The 17,592-nt window shown below is 67.8% G+C and carries 16 protein-coding genes; 10 read left to right on the top strand and 6 right to left on the bottom strand.

Annotated features, from left to right (window positions below):
- Window positions 1-510: 510 nt before the first annotated feature.
- A complete protein-coding gene (locus ACWF4Z_RS01560) occupies window positions 511-1,488 on the top strand; it encodes an NADPH:quinone oxidoreductase family protein (protein WP_452241303.1) in 978 nt (325 codons plus the stop codon).
- A 189-nt stretch (window positions 1,489-1,677) separates the two neighbouring features.
- Here ACWF4Z_RS01560 and ACWF4Z_RS01565 read toward each other — a convergent pair whose 3' ends face one another.
- The 3 genes from ACWF4Z_RS01565 to ACWF4Z_RS01575 form a co-directional block, all read right to left on the bottom strand.
- Window positions 1,678-2,280 carry a formylglycine-generating enzyme family protein gene (locus ACWF4Z_RS01565; RefSeq protein ID WP_452240948.1) on the bottom strand — a complete coding sequence of 201 codons (603 nt, stop codon included), beginning with the start codon at window positions 2,278-2,280 and terminating at the stop codon, window positions 1,678-1,680.
- Between the two features lie 18 nt (window positions 2,281-2,298).
- Window positions 2,299-3,759 carry an ArnT family glycosyltransferase gene (locus tag ACWF4Z_RS01570; RefSeq protein ID WP_452240949.1) on the bottom strand — a complete coding sequence of 487 codons (1,461 nt, stop codon included), beginning with the start codon at window positions 3,757-3,759 and terminating at the stop codon, window positions 2,299-2,301.
- An 86-nt stretch (window positions 3,760-3,845) separates the two neighbouring features.
- Window positions 3,846-4,556, bottom strand: coding sequence for an SDR family NAD(P)-dependent oxidoreductase (locus ACWF4Z_RS01575; protein ID WP_452240950.1), 711 nt, complete (start codon window positions 4,554-4,556; stop codon window positions 3,846-3,848).
- Between the two features lie 212 nt (window positions 4,557-4,768).
- Here ACWF4Z_RS01575 and ACWF4Z_RS01580 point away from each other — a divergent pair, with 212 nt between their 5' ends.
- The 4 genes from ACWF4Z_RS01580 to ACWF4Z_RS01595 all read left to right on the top strand — a co-directional run bounded on the left by ACWF4Z_RS01580 (window position 4,769) and on the right by ACWF4Z_RS01595 (window position 9,849).
- Window positions 4,769-5,839, top strand: coding sequence for a GntR family transcriptional regulator (locus ACWF4Z_RS01580; protein ID WP_452240951.1), 1,071 nt, complete (start codon window positions 4,769-4,771; stop codon window positions 5,837-5,839).
- Window positions 5,840-5,886: 47 nt separating this feature from the next.
- Window positions 5,887-7,452, top strand: a complete 1,566-nt coding sequence (locus ACWF4Z_RS01585) for a sensor histidine kinase (protein WP_452240952.1) — start codon at window positions 5,887-5,889, stop codon at window positions 7,450-7,452.
- The gene (locus ACWF4Z_RS01590) at window positions 7,449-8,114 is read left to right on the top strand and encodes a response regulator (RefSeq protein ID WP_452240953.1); all 666 of its coding nucleotides are present in this window, start codon (window positions 7,449-7,451) and stop codon (window positions 8,112-8,114) included. Before ACWF4Z_RS01585 ends, ACWF4Z_RS01590 begins: the two co-directional genes overlap by 4 nt.
- A gap of 154 nt (window positions 8,115-8,268) precedes the next feature.
- Complete coding sequence (locus tag ACWF4Z_RS01595) at window positions 8,269-9,849, top strand: AAA family ATPase (protein WP_452240954.1); 1,581 nt, start codon at window positions 8,269-8,271, stop codon at window positions 9,847-9,849.
- Between the two features lie 99 nt (window positions 9,850-9,948).
- Here ACWF4Z_RS01595 and ACWF4Z_RS01600 read toward each other — a convergent pair whose 3' ends face one another.
- Window positions 9,949-10,599: a DedA family protein gene (locus ACWF4Z_RS01600; RefSeq protein WP_452240955.1), complete on the bottom strand. Its 651-nt coding sequence runs from the start codon at window positions 10,597-10,599 to the stop codon at window positions 9,949-9,951.
- Window positions 10,600-10,776: 177 nt separating this feature from the next.
- Between ACWF4Z_RS01600 and thrS the strand changes: the two genes are divergently transcribed.
- Window positions 10,777-12,798, top strand: a complete 2,022-nt coding sequence (gene thrS / locus ACWF4Z_RS01605; RefSeq protein ID WP_452240956.1) for a threonine--tRNA ligase — start codon at window positions 10,777-10,779, stop codon at window positions 12,796-12,798.
- Window positions 12,795-13,382 (top strand): HIT family protein, encoded by a 588-nt coding sequence (locus ACWF4Z_RS01610; protein WP_452240957.1) that lies wholly within the window; start codon window positions 12,795-12,797, stop codon window positions 13,380-13,382. Before thrS ends, ACWF4Z_RS01610 begins: the two co-directional genes overlap by 4 nt.
- 21 nt (window positions 13,383-13,403) lie before the next feature.
- On the opposite strand, the gene ACWF4Z_RS01615 is transcribed toward ACWF4Z_RS01610, so the two are convergent.
- Window positions 13,404-14,354 (bottom strand): hypothetical protein, encoded by a 951-nt coding sequence (locus tag ACWF4Z_RS01615; RefSeq protein ID WP_452240958.1) that lies wholly within the window; start codon window positions 14,352-14,354, stop codon window positions 13,404-13,406.
- A gap of 110 nt (window positions 14,355-14,464) precedes the next feature.
- Here ACWF4Z_RS01615 and pgsA point away from each other — a divergent pair, with 110 nt between their 5' ends.
- The 3 genes from pgsA to ACWF4Z_RS01630 are packed head-to-tail and all read left to right on the top strand — an operon-like array spanning window position 14,465 to window position 17,159.
- Entirely contained in the window at window positions 14,465-15,139 is a 675-nt protein-coding gene (gene pgsA, locus ACWF4Z_RS01620; RefSeq protein ID WP_452240959.1) for a phosphatidylinositol phosphate synthase, read from the top strand.
- Window positions 15,140-15,166: 27 nt separating this feature from the next.
- Window positions 15,167-16,036 (top strand): phosphatidylinositol mannoside acyltransferase, encoded by an 870-nt coding sequence (locus ACWF4Z_RS01625; protein WP_452240960.1) that lies wholly within the window; start codon window positions 15,167-15,169, stop codon window positions 16,034-16,036.
- Window positions 16,037-16,046: 10 nt separating this feature from the next.
- The gene (locus ACWF4Z_RS01630) at window positions 16,047-17,159 is read left to right on the top strand and encodes a glycosyltransferase family 4 protein (protein ID WP_452240961.1); all 1,113 of its coding nucleotides are present in this window, start codon (window positions 16,047-16,049) and stop codon (window positions 17,157-17,159) included.
- Here ACWF4Z_RS01630 and ACWF4Z_RS01635 read toward each other — a convergent pair.
- On the bottom strand, window positions 17,142-17,555 hold the full coding sequence (locus ACWF4Z_RS01635; protein WP_452240962.1) for an HIT family protein: 414 nt from the start codon (window positions 17,553-17,555) through the stop codon (window positions 17,142-17,144). The genes ACWF4Z_RS01630 and ACWF4Z_RS01635 overlap by 18 nt on opposite strands.
- Between the last annotated feature and the right edge of the window lie 37 nt (window positions 17,556-17,592).

Raw genomic sequence — 17,592 nt, forward strand, 5'->3', positions numbered from 1 at the left:
GCTTCGCTCGGCGGGGTTGGCGGGGGCTGGGCATTCCGGGGACGGGGCTGGGGCTGGGGCTGGGCGGGGTGACCACAGTCCTGGGTGAGAGTTGGGTGCCGCGGAAATGTTTCCGGCTGTGGTCGGGCGTCGCGGGGCTGGATCTGCGCTGGGGCTGGGCGGCGCGGAGATGCTTCCGGCTGGGGCTGGGTGGGTTGAGCACGGTTCCGGCTGGGGTTAGGCGCCTCGGGGGCGGATCTGTGCTGGGGTTGGGTGCCGCGGCGGGGGTTCTGCCCTGGGGTGGGCGTCATGGGGATGGTTGTGTGTTGTGGCTTGGTGGGTTGGTGATGGTCCCGGATGGGGCTGGGGAAGTGTTCTCGGGTGGGCGTCGGGCGGAGGGTCGGTGCGGGCGGCGGGGTGTGCTGATGCCGGTGGCGGTTTGGCTGGGTGGACGCCGCTGGGGTGCTGCGGGGGCGCGTTGTACGATCCTGGTCTAATTTGATGGGGATCGTAGGAGGTGCGGTGGGGGTTATGCGGGCGTTGTGGCTGGAGGCATTGGAAGGGCCTTGGGGGCTGCGGGTGGTGGAGGTTCCGGTGCCGGTGGCTAGTGCTGGGCAGGTGTTGGTTCGGGTTGGCGCTGCTGGGGTGAACTTCGCGGATGTCATGCAGACGCGGGGGACGTACGACGGAGGGCCGGAGGCGCCTTATCTGGCTGGGTTTGAGGGTGCTGGGGAAGTGGTTGCCGTCGGCGACGAGGTGAGCTCGGTTGCGGTGGGCGACAGAGTGGTCGGGACTGGGTACGGGGCGTTCGCGGAGTACATGGTGATGGGGGTGGACTCGCTCGCCCCGGTGCCGGCGGGTTGGACCGACGGGCAAGCTCTGGGGTTGGTGTTGAACTGGGCTACCGCGCTGGCGGCGTTGCGGCCGCTGGGGCGGTTGAGTGCGGGAGAGACGGTGCTGGTTCATGCTGCCGCGGGCGCGGTGGGGCAGGCGGCCGTGCGGTTGGCGACGCACTACGGGGCGACCGTGATCGGGACCGCATCGGCGGCTAAGCATGACGTCGTACGGCGGCTTGGTGCCGATCATGTGATCGACTACCGGACTGCGGATCTTACCGACGAGGTGTTTCGGATCACGGGCGGCCGCGGGGTGGACGTCGTACTGGAATCCGTTGGAGGCAAGACTTTCCAGCACAGTGTCGCGGTGGCGAAGCGGGTGACGGGCAGGGTCATCGTGTACGGCGTCGCCGACGGAGAAGCCTCGATCAGCAACTGGGAACTGAACTTCAAGCATCAGATCCACGTGATCGGATTGCACATCGGCGTACTGGCTCAGGAGGCCCCGCAGATTTTTGCTGACCTGATGGGCGAACTCTCGAACCTCATCAAGGCCGGCGTCTATCCGCCCGGCGAACTAACTCTCTACGACCTGGCCGACGGCCCGAAAGCCTTAGCAGACCTCGAGGCGCGTACCACCACCGGGAAGCTCGGTCTGAGACCCACACATTGAGACCGACCCGTTGAGACCCGCACGCTGGGACCGCGGAGGAGCTGTTCCGGGTCGAGTTGACGGTCCGAACGGCGAGAGCTGGGTCTGGGGTCCAGGAGACGCCAAGCAACGGATCCAGGGGAGTGCACTCGACTCGATGATGCCGATCAGTGGATAGATATTGCTCGCGTCGTCTGAGCAGAGGATCCGTCAGCTGGACTGGGCCAACCGGAGTCCCAGGTCCTCGATAGCGAAGGTTGGATGCGAGCGGCGACGGACCGTGGAGCCGACGGAACGTTCTGGGTCATCGAAGCCGCCTCCCCGGAAGATGCGATAGGAGCCGTAGGTGGCGGGATCGTAGAGGTCCCAGCACCACTCCCACACGTTGCCGAGCAGGTCGTGAAGACCCCAGGCATTAGGCGCCTTCTGGCCGACCGGATGCGAGTGCCCGTTGGCGTTCTCGGCGTACCAGGCGATCTCGTCGAGCGGACCATAGCGGTACGACGGAATCCCAGCGGTGCACGCGTATTGCCACTCGGCCTCGGTCGGCAACCTGTAGCCGGGCGAATCCCAGTCGCACGTCACGTCCTCGCCGTCGAGCTCGTACGCCGCCGCAAGCCCGTCGGCGGCTGACAACTTGTTGCACAAGGCAACGGCGTCGTACCAGCTCAAGTTTGTCAGGGGTCGGCCGTCCGCCCCGGTGACCGGGTATCTGCCCAGCCGGTAGGGCGACAGCGCGACCTGCCACCGGGTGCCGAGGCGATCGTCTCGGAGGGCGATCGTGCCCGCGGGGAGGTCGACCATCGGCTGCATCGTGCCACCGTACGGGGGTTAGTAGTACCTCCTCAGCTTCGGCCATAGCGTGGACCAGGACTCGGTCGGTCCGGCGCACTGGACGATCGCGGCGCCGTCCTCGTCGTTCGAGACGATGTTGTCGACCGTGCCGACTTGGGTGCAGGTCCCGAAGTGCTCCTCGAATCCGAGTGATCGCTCGATCTCGACCAACAGGACCGGGCCGGTGTTGGCGTCCGGCGGTTGCTGCCAGTCAGCGAAGCTCATGTGGCTCGAGTACACCTGGGGAAGTCCGTGCGATGGCCCGTAGCGAACCAGCGCCCCGGCTTCGCCGTAGTTGCCGGCGAAGAGTGTCGCCGACGAGCGCTGATCCGATGGGATCCGCTCCCACGCGGTGGCCACCGCGGATGCCATGGTTGGCCAGCCGATCTGTTCGCCTTGCTCCTTGTTGACCGGGATGACGAAGTCGACTGCCGACGCCGGCAGCACGGGGAGTGTGAACAGGGCGGACGTCAGAGCGGTGAGCACGAGGCCCGTGATCGCGACGGGTCGATGGCGAGAGATCCACGCCAGCGCAGGCTCGCTCCCGGCCGCGACGAGCACCAACAGCAAAGGCAGCGCGTAGTAGGACTTCCCACCGACAGCGAGCACAACGACGCACAGCACTGGATAGGCCAACGCCACGGAGCGCGCCCACGGCATCCGCCACAGTCGGAGGAATCCGGCCACCCAGATCGGAACCAGGAACGGCGACAGTTGCAGGATCTGCAGCGGGACGAACATGATGCGGTTCTCGGTGCCGTCGTCCTCGCTGATCCCGCCCGCGACCGTGAGCTGTGGCCAGTCGTGCTGGAACTGCCAGATCACGTTCGGCAGGGCGATGAGGCCGGCCACGGCGACGCCCGCGAGCAGCCACCACGATCGCAACACCGCGCGTGGACCGACGATCAGCAGCGAGATCAGCAACGCGCCGATCGGGAGGACGACCAGGTACTTGTTCTCCAAGGCGATCCCGGCCGTGAGACCCAGCGCGAGCCACCACCGTCCGTCGCCGGTCCGCAACAGCTTGACCACGAACAGCCCGATCAGCATCCAGGCCAGCAGGTCGTACGTCGCTGTCGACACCATGTGCCCGACCCCGAGCACGAACCCGGACACCGCGGCGCACACCGCAGCCAGGACCTGGGCGCGCCGATCGCTGCCGAACTCCCGCGCGATCAGCGCGACCACGATGACCGTGACCACGCTGGAGATCGTGGAGAAGACGCGCAGTCCCATCACGGTGTCGCCGAAGACGGCGGGTGAGATTCGTGCGATGAAGGGTGTCAGTGGCGGCTGGTCGACGTACCCCCAGGCGAGGTGACGGCCGGCGGCGAGGAAATAGAGCTCGTCGCGATGGAATCCGTACCGTCCGGACAGAGCCGTCAGCACGAGCCCGACGGCGATCGCGATGGACGCGACGGGGCGAGCTGCGAAGGCGGACACCGATGGGCGGGTCATGCGGGAATGTTGTCAGTTCGACGGGTCCCCCCACCAGGACCTGAGCTGGAACTGAACCGGCATTCTGCCTGCACTCGATCGGGTGGCTAGTTCAGGAAGCGGGGTTCGGCTTCGCGGTCCAGGAGGATGACCTGACCGGCCAGGCTGTCGTCCTCGACGAAGCGGACCACCGCGTCGGTCACGGTCTCGAGTGGAACCTGCTCCGGGCCGCGGTCAGCCTCTGGCAGCGCCGCGCGCTCGCGCTTCCCGCGCTCGGTCGCGACCCAGTCAGGCACGACGCAGTTGACTCGCACGCCGTGGGTAGAGCTAAGCGGTGCAAGCGTTGCCGTGAGTCGGATCAGCGCGGCCTTGGCGGCGCTGTACTCGGGGGAGACGTGTGCACCGAAACCCACGCCCGCGGTTGAGCCGATGTTGATGACGGCACCTTCGCCGGCGGCTTGCATCGCTGGGAGCGCGAGGTGGGTCGTGAGCATCGGTGCGCGCAGGTTGAGGGCGAGTGACTTTGACCATCGATCAACTGACGCGTCGGGGAAGCAGGGTTGCAGGACCGCGCCGCCGCCGGCGTTGTTGACCAGGATCTGAGGTTGACATGCCATCAGCTCCTCGACCGCGGTGTCATCGGTCAGGTCGACCTCGGCGAAGCGGACGTTGGGCGAGTTGTGGGTCCACGCTGCGCCGTTTGCGTCGATGTCGGCGACGACTACCTCCGCGCCGGCGGCGGCCAGGCGTTCCGCGATCCCGCGGCCGATTCCGACCGAACCGCCGGTCACCACTGCGAGCTTTCCGTCGATTCGCATGAGCCCCACGCTGCCAGTGCCCACCGACAGAAAGAACCGCCCCTCGCTCCGCTCGGGGCGGGGAGGAGGAAAAGCCCGCGCCGGGCGGTAGGCGGGAGGTGGTCGGGCCAGGGCGGTAAGGCGGGAGGTTGGTCGCGCCTGGGCGGGGAGGTGGTTGGGATGGGGAGGGATGATTTGATATGTCAACTGGGTGAAGGGTTGGGTGGCGGGCTGTGGGGTTGCTGTACGAGCGGATCTGTGCGGACGTGCTCGAGCGGATTCGCCGGGGTGTTCTGCAGCCGGGGGACCGGGTGCCGTCCGAGATGGAGTTGGCCGGTCAGTTCGGCGTCAGTCGGATTACCTCTAAGCGCGCGCTCGAGGTGTTGCGGGAGGCCGGGCTGGTTGAGCGGATTCGTGGCAAGGGGACGTTCGTCGTACGGCGGTTGCCGGATCTGACCGGTGTCACGGTGCCGCTCCGGGGGCGCCCGCGGGATGAGGCGCGGTCGATCGCGCTGATCATGCCGGACATGTCCGAGGCGTACGGCCTGGATCTGATGAACGCCATCGAAGAGCGGTGCGCGGAGTATGGCGCCCACCTGGTCGTACGGCGGACGCACGGACGCCAATCCGATGAGGAGAAGGCCGTGGACTCGCTGGTGGCGTCCGTGGACGGCCTGATCGTGTTCCCGGTCCACGGTGACTTCTACAACGCCAGCCTGCTCCGGCAGGTGCTCAGCGGCTATCCAGTGGTGCTCGTCGACCGGCACCTGTCCGGTATCCCGGTCGCTGCGGTCCACACAGATAATGTTGCGGCCGCACGGGCGCTGACGTCGCGCCTGCTGGACCAAGGGCATCAGGACATCGCCTTCCTCTCCCCACCGCCGGTGAACACGTCGTCGATCGAGGAACGCCTGGAAGGGTTCCGCTCTGCGTTCGGAGACCGCGGAAAGCCTCATGAGCTGACCGATCTGCGCAGCACACTGCCCGGGTCGACGACCACCGACAGTGTCCAGGCGGACATGGATGTGATCCGCGCGTTCCGCGAGCGGACGCCCGAGGTGACCGCGTATTTCGCCTGTGAGTACAACCTGGCCCGGATGGTCGACCGTGCGCTCCAAAATGACCACGTGATTGCCTGCTTCGACTCACCAGGGGACTCCATCGGCGGACCGCCGTACCTGCATGTCAAGCAGAACCAGACCGAGATGGGGCGTCGCGCAGTTGACCTGTTGCTCGCTCAGTTGCGGGGCGAGGCCGTGCCGAACCTCTCGCTGGTCCCGTTCGAAATAGTCGAGGCCACCTGACTTTCGGCAGTACGGCGGCGCCCGCGCGACTGTGTAGCGTCTACGCCATGACGTGGCGGCGCCTGAGAGACGCCGGCCTGTGGGCCGTGATGAGTCTCCTCGTGCTCGCTGAGAGCGGGGCCCGCCATGATCCGATCTGGACGCGTGCCCTCAGCGTCGGCGTACTGGCTCTCGCGATCTTCGGTCGACGCAGATGGCCGCTGGCCGCGCTCGCGGTGGTCGCCTGGGCGGAGATAGCCCTACTCGTCCGCGGTCTGGGTACGACGAACGGCGTACAGGTCGCTCTGGTGCGAGCAGTCAGTTTGCTGAGCTATCTGGCCGGGCGACGCGAGACACAGGTCAAACACTTCGTCCTGCTCTGCACGGTGTCCCTCGTCGGCATGCTTGCCCCCGCATTGCTGATTGGTCGGCAAACGCAGATCGCGGAAGCGATTCTGACCTGGCTGATCATGCTTCTGCTCGCCCTGCTGATCGTGGTGTTGCCGTGGCTCATCGGCCGCTACCGCACGCAGCAGGTCTGGCTGGCATCCGCCGGCTGGGAGCGGGCCGAGCGGATCGAGCACGAGCAGCGCATGGCGATCGACCAGGAGCGGTTGCGAGAACGGTCACGCATTGCCGAGGACATGCACGATTCGGTCGGTCACGAGCTCAGCCTGATCGCACTACAGGCGGCTGCGCTCGAGCTCGATCCCTCACTCCCCAAGGAGTATCGGGAGGCCGCGACCTCGCTCAGGGAGTCAGCCGGCACCGCCACCGAGCGACTGGGTGAAATCGTCAACGTCCTCAGAGACGCTGGCGCCCCAGTGATGCCCCACGACGAGACCGTGGCCGCATTGGTCGAGCGCGCGGCCGCATCTGGTCTGGCTGTGCGACTGACAGAGGACGGGGACACCGAGTTGTCCCCGATGGTCGACCGGGCCGTGCACCGCGTCGTACAGGAGTCGTTGACCAACGCAAGCAAACACGCCCCTGGCGGGTCCGTGACAGTCACGACCACCAAAACGACAGACGACGTACGAGTCCACATCGTCAACACTGCCTCGACCCGGCCAGTGCCGTCAGCAACCACCGGCGGCCGCGGTCTGGATGGCCTGCGCGAGCGGGTCCGGCTGGCCGGTGGATCGTTGATGGCACAGCAGCGATCCGACGGTGGCTTCGAGGTGATCGCCACAATGCCCCGAGCAGGTGGCCGTCCCGAACCACCACTGGAGACAGCGGCCGTGGAACGCGACACCGTACGGCGAAGCGCGCGGCGCGGCCTGATCACCGCGATCGCGGCACCGGTACTCCTCGGCGCGGTCATCGGGGTAGTGGCCCTCGGCTACTACCTGATCGCCGGCTACCGGTCGATCCTGCCGCCCGGCCGGTACGACGCTCTGACCGTCGGCCAGCCCGAGAACGACGTACGCGAATCGCTTCCTCCTGTCCAGATGCTCGACCCGCCGGACGAGGCGTACCGTCCACCGTCCGGCTGGACCTGTCACTACTACCTGCCGGATGCACCCTTCTCGGTCACCTACGCGTACCGCCTGTGTTTCAGCCACGGCACCTTGGTGGCCAAGGCAATCGTCCAGACCGGATCCGTGCAGCCGACCCCCGAGGAGGACCGATGATCCGGGTACTGCTGGCCGACGACGAGGCGATGGTGCGGGCCGGTGTCCGGGCGATCCTGGGTACCGAGGACGACATCGAAGTCGTTGCCGAGGCAGCCGATGGTGTCGAGGCCGTGGAGGCCGTACGTCGGCATCGGCCGGACGTCGCCGTACTCGACATCCGGATGCCGCGGATGGACGGCTTGGCGGCCGGCGCCGAGATCCGGCGGACCGTGCCGGAGACGGCTGTGGTCGTGCTGACGACGTTCTCCGAGGACGCGTACATTGCCCGGGCGCTCGGTGACGGTGCGAGTGGGTTCCTGCTCAAGTCGGGGGATCCGCGTGAGCTGATCGCCGGGCTGAAGGCAGTCGCGGATGGTGCCGCGTACCTGTCACCGCGCGTTGCGCACCGCGTGATCGCTGAGCTCAGCGCCGGGACCGGCGGGGGAGCGATGGCCCGGGCCGCGGCTGCCAAGGAGCAGGTCGCCGTACTGAGTCCACGTGAGCTGGACGTGCTCGGACTGGTCGGAGCCGGCCTCTCGAACGCCGAGATCGCAGCCCGGCTGTACCTGGTCGAAGGCACCGTGAAGGCCTATGTCAGTGCGATTCTGCAGCGGCTCGCGGTCAAGAACCGGGTCCAGGCGGCGATAGTTGCCTATGAAGCCGGACTGGTCGCCAGGTGAGGGGTGTCCGGCATCCGTGCGACGCTCCGGGTGGTGACACCGTGTGGACACCCGGTCATGGGATAGTGGACCTCTCCCGGGGACCTCACCTCCGGAATCGAACCAGCAGCCGGTAGGGGCGCCCGTCCCTCTGACAGAATCGGGGATCCAGGTCGTGACCGACTCGCACAACTCCGGACAGCACAAGGACCGGGAAGCGGCGGCGGCCGAGGTCCGGAGAATGTGGCAGCCGACCCCCTCCTGGACCCAGCCGGACCCGAATCAGGCCGATCCGAACCAGAGCGCCGATCCCGAGCCCGTCGAGACCGACGAGAAGCCGGACGCGCTCGGTGGCCAGGACTTCCCCGGCGACTCGTGGACCCGTCCGCCGGCGCAGCCGGCCCCTTGGACCCAGCCCCAGAATCAGGCCCAGAACCAGCCGCAGGCAGGCCCTTCTTGGTCTCAGCCGGCGGAGCCCACGAGTTCGTGGGCCCAGCCCGCGACCGAGTCGGATGACTTCGACGAGGCCGAGGACGACGAGCCGGAGACCACCAGCCAGGCCGAGGCCGGTACGACGCCGCCCGCAAGCCAGCCTGGTCCCGTCGCTCCGCAGGAGGCACCCACCACTCCGGTGTTCGGCGGCGCGTCCTTCCAAGCCCCGGGCTTCGGATCCGGCCAGCCCGCACCCCAGCCCGGACAGCCCGGGCAGGTCGCACAGCCCGGCCAGCCAGGCGGACCAGTGGGTGGTCAGCAGCTGTCACCGGCCGCACAGCACTTCTTCCCGCAGGGCGTCCCCGGTCAGAACGTCCCGCAGGAGCGCAACCTCTCCTACCGCACCGACGAGCTGATGCACGCCCTGCCGTTGCCACGTGAGGCTCCGGCCGAGCGGGGTGTCCGCAGCGTGCTGCGGCTACGTCCCGGCACCACCGAGCGCTCGGAGCGGATCGCCCGCGCGACCGCGGCGACCGCGTTCCGCCGTCCGGTCACCATCGTGGTCGCCAACCCGAAGGGTGGCTCGGGCAAGACGCCGACCACCCTCCTGCTCGCTGGTGCGCTCGGTCAGGCCCGCGGCGGCGGGGTAGTGGCTTGGGACAACAACGAACTGCGCGGCAACATGCACCTGCGCACGCACGACACGAACGCCCGGTCCACCGTGACGGACATGCTGCAGGCGATGGCGATGCTGACCCAGCCGGATGCCCGGCTCGGTGACGTCGCGGCGTACCTGCGGCACCAGGTGGCGGGTCAGTACGACGTGCTGACGTCGGCGACGACGACGTACGCGCAGATCGAAGCGAAGGACTTCGATCAGATCCACCGGCTGCTGAGCCGCTTCTACAAGGTGCTGGTGATCGACACCGGTAACAACGAGGGCTCCAGCAACTGGCGTGAGGCGATGAAGGCTGCGGACGCACTCGTCATCCCGATCAAGTGGAAGAGCCTGTCGTGCGCGGCCGCGGTCCAGATGCTCGAGGAGCTCGACAACCAAGGTCCCGAGGCGCAGCGCCTGATCCGCCGTGCGGTGATCGCGGTCTCCAACGGTCCCGGCGACGTGAACAAGGAGGTCGAGAAGCAGCTCCGCCCGTACTTCGAGTCCCGTGCGGCCGCCGTGATCGACATTCCGACCGACATGCACATCGCCGCTGAGGGTCCGCTGGATCACTCAGCCCTGCAGCCGGCCACCCGCCGGGCCGGACTCGAGCTGGCCGCCAAGGTGTCCGAACAGATCACCATCGCCCTCAACGTTCCGCGCTGAGGACAACCGGTCCACTCGGCTCGGGCGCAACTCAAGCATCACGGCGCCCGAGCACGCAGGCGTCCAGGCGCGCATGCGCCAGTCCGATAACTGCTGTGCTCACCGCCTACCTGTTCCCACGAGCTCAGGGTCTACCTCAGCTTGAGTGTTCCGACGCTTACGGAGCCGGTGCCGAACCAGCTCGACGATCGCGGTGACTGCGAGCGCCAGACCGATTCCGAGGATCACGCCCTTCAGCGGATTGTCCTCGAACGCCTTCCCGCCGATATAGCCGACCAGCGAGCAGTAAAGCGCCCAGCTGACCGCCGCGAGCGCGGCAAACGGCGAGAACTGCCGCAGTGGGTACCGCACCGACCCCATCGTCAGCGTGACCGCGGTGCGACCTCCTGGCACGTACCGGGCGACCACGAGGACCAGTCCGCCGCGTTCAGCGAGTGACCGCCGAGCCCACCTCACAGCGGCGTGCCGCTTGGTTCCGGGCTTCACCCGATCGAGCAGCCGCCCGCCGGCGCCGCGGCCGAGCGCATAGGAGACGTGATCCCCGATGAATGCTCCGATCGCGGCGACCACGACGACGACGTACAGATTGGGCTCACCGCTCGCGGCCGCGAACACTCCGGCCGTGACGATCAGAGTCTCTGAGGGGATGACTGGAAAGAACCCGTCCAGCGCAGCGAACCCCCACAGCGCCAGGTAGATCCACCCCGAGGACATCAACTCGTTGGCCAGGTGCAGGATGGATTCACTCATGACTCGAACCTAGAAAGTGCGACCCCCTCCACACATCCGACCATCGGTGGGACCGCACCCCGACTTTCGTTAGGGGCCGGTGGCTGTGGATACCGCGTCAGGCCGACGGCCGGAAGTCGATACCATCTGTGACGTGACCGGCAATCGGCCGATCGCAGGCAGCTGAAGGAGCGTACCGTGTCGGAAGTCAAGGTTCATCTGGTCGGCGTCGAGGGCGAGGCTGAGCGGAGTGTGACCGAGACGACGACGATCGGGGAGCTGTTCGCCGAGATCTTCGGTCAGGACCGCTCCGCCATCGCCGCGCGCGTCAACGGTGAGCTGCGGGATCTGTCCCGGGTCGTCTCCGACGGCGACAAGATCGAGCCGGTGAAGGCCGCGTCCGCGGACGGCCGCGCGATCATCCGGCACTCGACCGCGCACGTGCTGGCGCAGGCAGTGCAGGACCTGTTCCCGGAGGCCAAGCTCGGCATCGGGCCGCCGGTGGAGAACGGGTTCTACTACGACTTCGACGTACCGACGCCGTTCACGCCGGACGATCTGGGCAAGCTCGAGAAGAAGATGCAGCAGATCATCAAGGAGCGGCAGCGGTTCAGCCGCCGGGTGGTCACCGACGACGACGCGCGGGCCGAGCTGGCCACCGAGCCGTACAAGCTCGAGCTGATCGGCATCAAGGGGTCGGCGGCCGACGCTGCCGAGGGCGCGTCGGTCGAGGTCGGCGGTGGCGAGCTGACGATCTACGACAACGTCCGGCGTGACGACACCGTCGCCTGGAAGGACCTCTGCCGGGGTCCGCACGTGCCGGCGACCGGCTACCTGGGCAACTTCAAGCTGATGCGGACGGCGGCGGCGTACTGGCGGGGAAGCGAGAAGAACCCGCAGTTGCAGCGCATCTACGGGACCGCCTGGGAAAGCAGGGACGAGCTCAAGGCGTACCTGAACCGGCTCGAGGAGGCGGCCAAGCGCGACCACCGCAAGCTCGGCACCGAGCTCGACCTGTTCAGCTTCCCGGACGAGATCGGCTCGGGCCTGGCGGTGTTCCACCCGAAGGGCGGCGTGCTGCGGAAGGTGATGGAGGACTACTCCCGTCAGCGGCACGTCGAGGACGGCTACGAGTTCGTCTACTCACCACACATCACCAAGGCGCAGCTGTTCGAGACCTCGGGCCACCTGGACTGGTACGCCGACGGCATGTACCCGCCCATGCACCTGGACGAGGAGCGTGGCGCGGACGGGCAGATCCGCAAGCAGGGCCAGGACTACTACCTGAAGCCGATGAACTGCCCGATGCACAACCTGATCTTCGCTGCCCGTGGCCGGTCCTACCGCGAGCTGCCGCTGCGGTTGTTCGAGTTCGGCACGGTCTACCGGCTGGAGAAGTCCGGGGTCGTGCACGGTATGACGCGGGCGCGCGGTTTCACCCAGGACGACGCGCACATCTACTGCACCCGCGAGCAGATGCGCGACGAGCTGCGCAACCTGCTCACGTTCGTGCTCGGTCTGCTCCACGACTACGGCCTCGACGACTTCTACCTCGAGCTCTCCACCAAGAACCCGGACAAGTTCGTCGGCTCGGACGAGGTTTGGGAGGAGGCGACCGAGACCCTGCGTGAGGTCGCCGAGGGATCCGGCCTCGAGCTGGTCCCGGACCCGGGCGGCGCCGCGTTCTACGGCCCGAAGATCTCGGTCCAGGCGAAGGACGCGATCGGCCGGACCTGGCAGATGTCGACGATCCAGCTGGACTTCAACCTGCCGGAGCGGTTCGAGCTGGAGTACACCGCGCCGGACGGCTCGCGGCAACGGCCGGTGATGATTCACCGCGCACTGTTCGGCTCGATCGAGCGGTTCGTCGCTGTGCTCACCGAGCACTACGCCGGCGCGTTCCCGCCCTGGCTGGCCCCGGTCCAGGTCGTCGGCATCCCGATCACCGACGGCCATGTCGACTACCTGTACGACGTTGCCGCGCAGCTGAAGGCGCAGGGGATCCGGGTCGAGATCGACTCGTCCGACGACCGGATGCAGAAGAAGATCCGGAACGCGCAGAAGTCGAAGGTGCCGTTCATGCTGATCGCCGGTGACGACGACATGGCCGCCGGCTCGGTGTCGTTCCGCTACCGCGACGGCGAGCAGAAGAACGGCATCCCGATCGCCGACGCCGTCACCGAGATCGTCGAAGCCGTCCAGAAGCGCGTCCAGGTATGACGGATACCCCCGATCCCGTCGGCGTGCCGGAGTCGCCGTACGTGCCGGATGAGCTGGTGGTGCAGGACGGGGTCGGGGATCCGGATGCGTTCATGCGGCTGTGGACGCCGCATCGGATGGTGTACATCGAAGGGGAGAACAAACCGACCAGCTCGGAGGCCGGCGCGGGCTGCCCGTTCTGCCGGCTGCCCGGGTTGCCGGACGCCGAGGCGCTGATCGTGCATCGGGGTGAAGCGGCGTACGCGGTGCTGAACCTGTACCCGTACAACCCTGGTCACCTCATGGTCGTGCCCTACCGGCATGTGGCCGACTACACCGAGCTGACCGACGACGAGGTCAGCGATGTCGCCGCGCTCACCCAGCAAGCGATGCAGGCGGTGCGCACGGTGTCCGGGGCGCACGGTTTCAACATCGGCATGAATCAAGGCGAGATCGCCGGCGCCGGTATCGCCGCCCACCTCCACCAGCACGTCGTGCCGAGGTGGGCCGGCGATACCAACTTCATGCCCGCGATCGCCCACACGAAGGTCCTGCCGCAACTCCTCCCGGACACCCGCGCCCTGCTGGCCAAGTCCTGGCCGTAGCCGACGCCGCCCGGAAGTTGGTCAGCGGAGGAAAAGTGGTAGCAGTGGGTCCACGATGCCCTCGAGTGTTGCCAGTGGGACCTCGCGCGGCGGGTTGGTCAGGCCGGTGACCCGGACGACGCGGCGGCCTTGGCGGAAGACCAGTTCGCCTTGCTCCGGCAGGTAATAGCCGGGCTGCCCGATCGGCGCGTTCTGCGGCGGTGGGGTTCGTTGCGCTTCCGGGATGGTCGGCTGGTCGAAGGCCTCGACGATCGACACCGTCGCGTCGAAGGATCCCCAGATGCAGGTCAAAGCGCCCTTCAACCGGTAGTCCCGCCGTAACTGCACATGCAGGCCGACGAACCGCTCGGCCGCCGAGTTCGACACCTGACACGCTGCATCCGACTGCCGCGCCGCCCGAAGAGTCTTCGGTACGGCGTCCCGCGCGGCAACCGCGATTGCGACCGCCTTGGCCCGGTCGATGCCGTCGGCGTTCCCACGGTCGATCCCGCCGATCGGAGTGACCCGCACGGCGCGGTCACCAACCGGGAACGCCAGCCGGGACTCGGCGATTCGGGCATCCGGTCCAAGCTCCGGCAGCGGCGAGACAGCGCCCGCGCCGATCATCAGCCGACTCAGCGAATCGGCCTGACTCGGGAGAGCGGTCACACCGACCGTCACGACCCGGTCCTCGACGAGCAGCGTGCACAGGTCCATCGATGGGAGGCCGCCGTCGTTCCAGGCGTTCGGCTTCGCGGCGACCGGGACACGGAGCTGTTGGGTGAGCGTGCGGGTGATCGCCGTACAGACCTGTGGTCCGGGTGCGCCCGCCGTACCGTCGAGGCCTTCGGCTTGTGGGGGAGCAATGGCCGTGGGCACGACCGCGGGTGCCGGGACGATCGGTGGCCGGGACTCGTTCGCGCGGCGCGCGACGCCGCATCCGGACGTGGCCAGCAGGAGGGCGAGGGCGCCCGCGAGGACTCTGTGCCGCATGCACCCACCTCCTCACTGGCTCCAGCATGGCTCGAATACCCGGACTCCGCAGTCCGAACCGAGAGCCTTGTCATCGTTTGGTGATGGGTCTGGACTACGATCGCGTCGCCATGCTTAACAGATTCCGGCAGTTCTGGACCAAGGTGATCACGCCGATCGCCAACCTCCTGCTCAAGCTCGGCGTGAGCGCCGATGCGGTCACGCTTGTGGGCACGATCGGGGTGGTCGCGGCCGCGCTGATCTTCTTCCCCCGCGGTCAGCTCTGGCTGGGCGTGGTGATCATCACCTGCTTCGTCTTCTCCGACCTGCTCGACGGCACCATGGCCCGGACCTCGGGCACCTCGTCGAAGTGGGGTTCGTACCTGGACTCCACGCTGGATCGCCTCGGTGACGGCGCGATCTTCGGTGGCCTCGTGATCTACTACGCCAACTCCGACGAGGGCGGTTCCAAGCTCATGGCGGCGGTGACGCTGTGGGCGCTGGTGATGGGCGCGACCACGTCGTACGCGCGGGCCAAGGCCGAAAGCCTCGGCCTGAAGGCCAGCGGCGGCCTGGCCGAGCGCGCGGACCGTCTGGTCTCGGTGCTCGTGATCGCGTTCTTCTCCGACGTGTTCAACCTGCCGATCCTGCTCAAGATCGTCCTGTGGGCGCTCGCGATCGCCAGCACGATCACGGTGTTCCAGCGGACGATGTCGGTCCGCAAGCAGGTCCTGTCGGACCCGGCCGGCGCAGGGCTCGACACCCCGCCGACACCACCACCGGCCGAGCCCGACGCGCAGAGCTGACAGAACTGACGGAGAGGGAGCAGACCGATGGGCGGCCTCCGCCAACAGGCTGTCGATCTGGCCTTCGCACTCGCCTGGGCTCTGGTCCGACGCCTGCCCGAATCGACCGTGACGTGGCTGTTCCGGAAGGTCGCGGACCGCGTCGTCCGGAAGAACGGCCGGGGCGTACGGCGGTTGCGCGGCAACCTGGCCGTGGTTCGCCCGGACGCCGGCGAGGCTGAGCTCGATGCGCTGACCAAGGCCGGGATGCGCTCGTACCTGCGCTACTGGCAGGAGGCGTTCCGGCTGCCGGTGTGGACCGACGAGGAGATCGTCGGGCGGGTCCGGACCGTCAACGAGAAGCTACTGCGGGACGCGTACGCCGCCGGCAACGGGGTGATCTGCGCCCTGCCACACCTGGCGAACTACGACCATGCGGGCGCCTGGGCCGGCCGGACCGGGATGCCGGTCTCGACTGTGGCCGAGCGGTTGCAGCCGGAGTCGCTGTTCGACCGGTTCATCGCGTATCGCAAGAAGTTGGGTATGGAGGTCCTCCCGTTGACGGGCGGCGACCAGGACGTGACCGGCGTACTCGCGGAACGCCTGCGCGCGGGCGGATTCGTCTGCCTGGTCGCGGAACGGGATCTGTCCGAGCGCGGTGTCCCGGTGACGTTCTTCGGCCGTCCGTCCCGGATGCCGGCCGGTCCAGCGGCGCTGAGCCTGCGGACCGGGTCGCCGCTCATCCCGGCGACCCTGCACTACGACGGGACCGACCTGGTCATCACCTTCCACGACACGATCGAGCCCGACGGAGGCACGGCCGCGATGACCCAACGCTGCGCGGACGCCTTCGCCCAGGGGATCGCCGCTCACCCGCAGGACTGGCACATGTTGCAGAGGATTTTCCTCGACGAGTGAGAATCGTTGCGTGAGGATCGGTGTGGTGTGCCCGTACTCGCTGGGCACCCCCGGCGGGGTGCAGAACCACGTCCGGGACCTGGCTGACGCGCTGCTGCAGGTAGGGCACGAGGTGTCCGTGCTGGCGCCGGTGGACGACCCGGCGGACGATTCAGGCGCGATTCCGCCGTACGTCGTCTCGTCCGGCCGGGCGGTCGGGGTCCCGTACAACGGGTCGGTCGCGCGGGTCACCTTCGGGCCGCGGACCGCTGCCCGAGTGAAGAGCTGGCTGGCCGACGGTGACTTCGATGTCGTGCATGTCCACGAGCCGACCACCCCGAGTGCGTCGATCATCGCGCTGTGGTCGGCCGGTGGTCCGTTTGTCGCGACGTTCCACACGTGGCAGGTCCGGTCCCGAGCGATGAGTGCCGCATCCAGTCTGCTGCGGCCGGCCCTGGAGAAGATCGACGCGCGGATCGCGGTGTCCGAGAACGCTCGGTCGATGATGGTTCAGCATGTTGGCGGCGAGGCTGTGGTCATCCCGAACGGCCTGTACACGGACCGTTTCAAGGGCAGTCCGCGGGCCGACTGGCAAGGCGCCGACGGGACGATCAGCATCCTCGGCCGGATGGACGAGCCACGGAAGGGACTCGGCATCCTGATGCGTGCCGTCCCGACACTCGTGGCTGAGCGTCCCGGCATCAAGGTTCTCGTGGCCGGTGCCGGACAGGCCGATGAGGCTCGGCGCCTGCTGCCGGCCGACTGTCGCGACAACGTCCTGTTCCTGGGCGCTGTGGACGACGAGGCCCGCGCTGACATGTTGGCGGGCTCAGATCTCTACATCGCGCCGCACCTGGGCGGCGAGAGCTTCGGAATCGTCCTGCTCGAGGCCATGGCCGCCGGGACTCCCGTTCTGGCGAGTGATCTGCCCGCCTTCCGTCAGGTCCTGAACGGCGGCACCCTGGCCGAGCTCTTCGAGCCAGGCAACGTGCAAGAGCTCAGCACGCGCGCACTGCGGCTTCTCGACGCCCCGAAAGAGCGTGACGACCTCCGCGCTGCCGGACTGGCCGCCGTACCCCGCTACGACTGGTCAGTCCTGCTGCCTGAGCTACTGGCCGTCTACGAGCTAGTTGCCCGGCGCTAGCTTCGCGGCGGTCGCACCGATCTCGTCCAGGTCGCCTGGGGTCGGGTGCCAGGGGAGCTGCAGGGGGTCGTCCTTGTAGCGCGGGATGACGTGCAGGTGGGTGTGGAAGACGGACTGCCAGGCGTCGGCGCCGATGCAGCTGAGGAGGTTGGCGCCGTCGGCGTCGAGACGGTCGATCACCCGGCCCACCAGCGACTGGGCGAGCAGGGTCGCGGCGATGAGGTCTTCGGCGGAGGCCTCCCGCAGGTCGGTGGAGTGGGTGCGCGGGATGACCAGCAGGTGGCCTTGCGTTGCGGGGTTGATGTCCATGAACGCGATCGCCTGGTCGTTCGCCTCGACCTGGGTCGACGGAATAGTCCCGGCCACGATGCCGCAGAAGATGCAGTTCTCGCTCATCGCGCCAGGCTATCGGCAGTACGCCCGAAGCCATCGG

The organism is Kribbella sp. NPDC055071, from assembly GCF_053608045.1.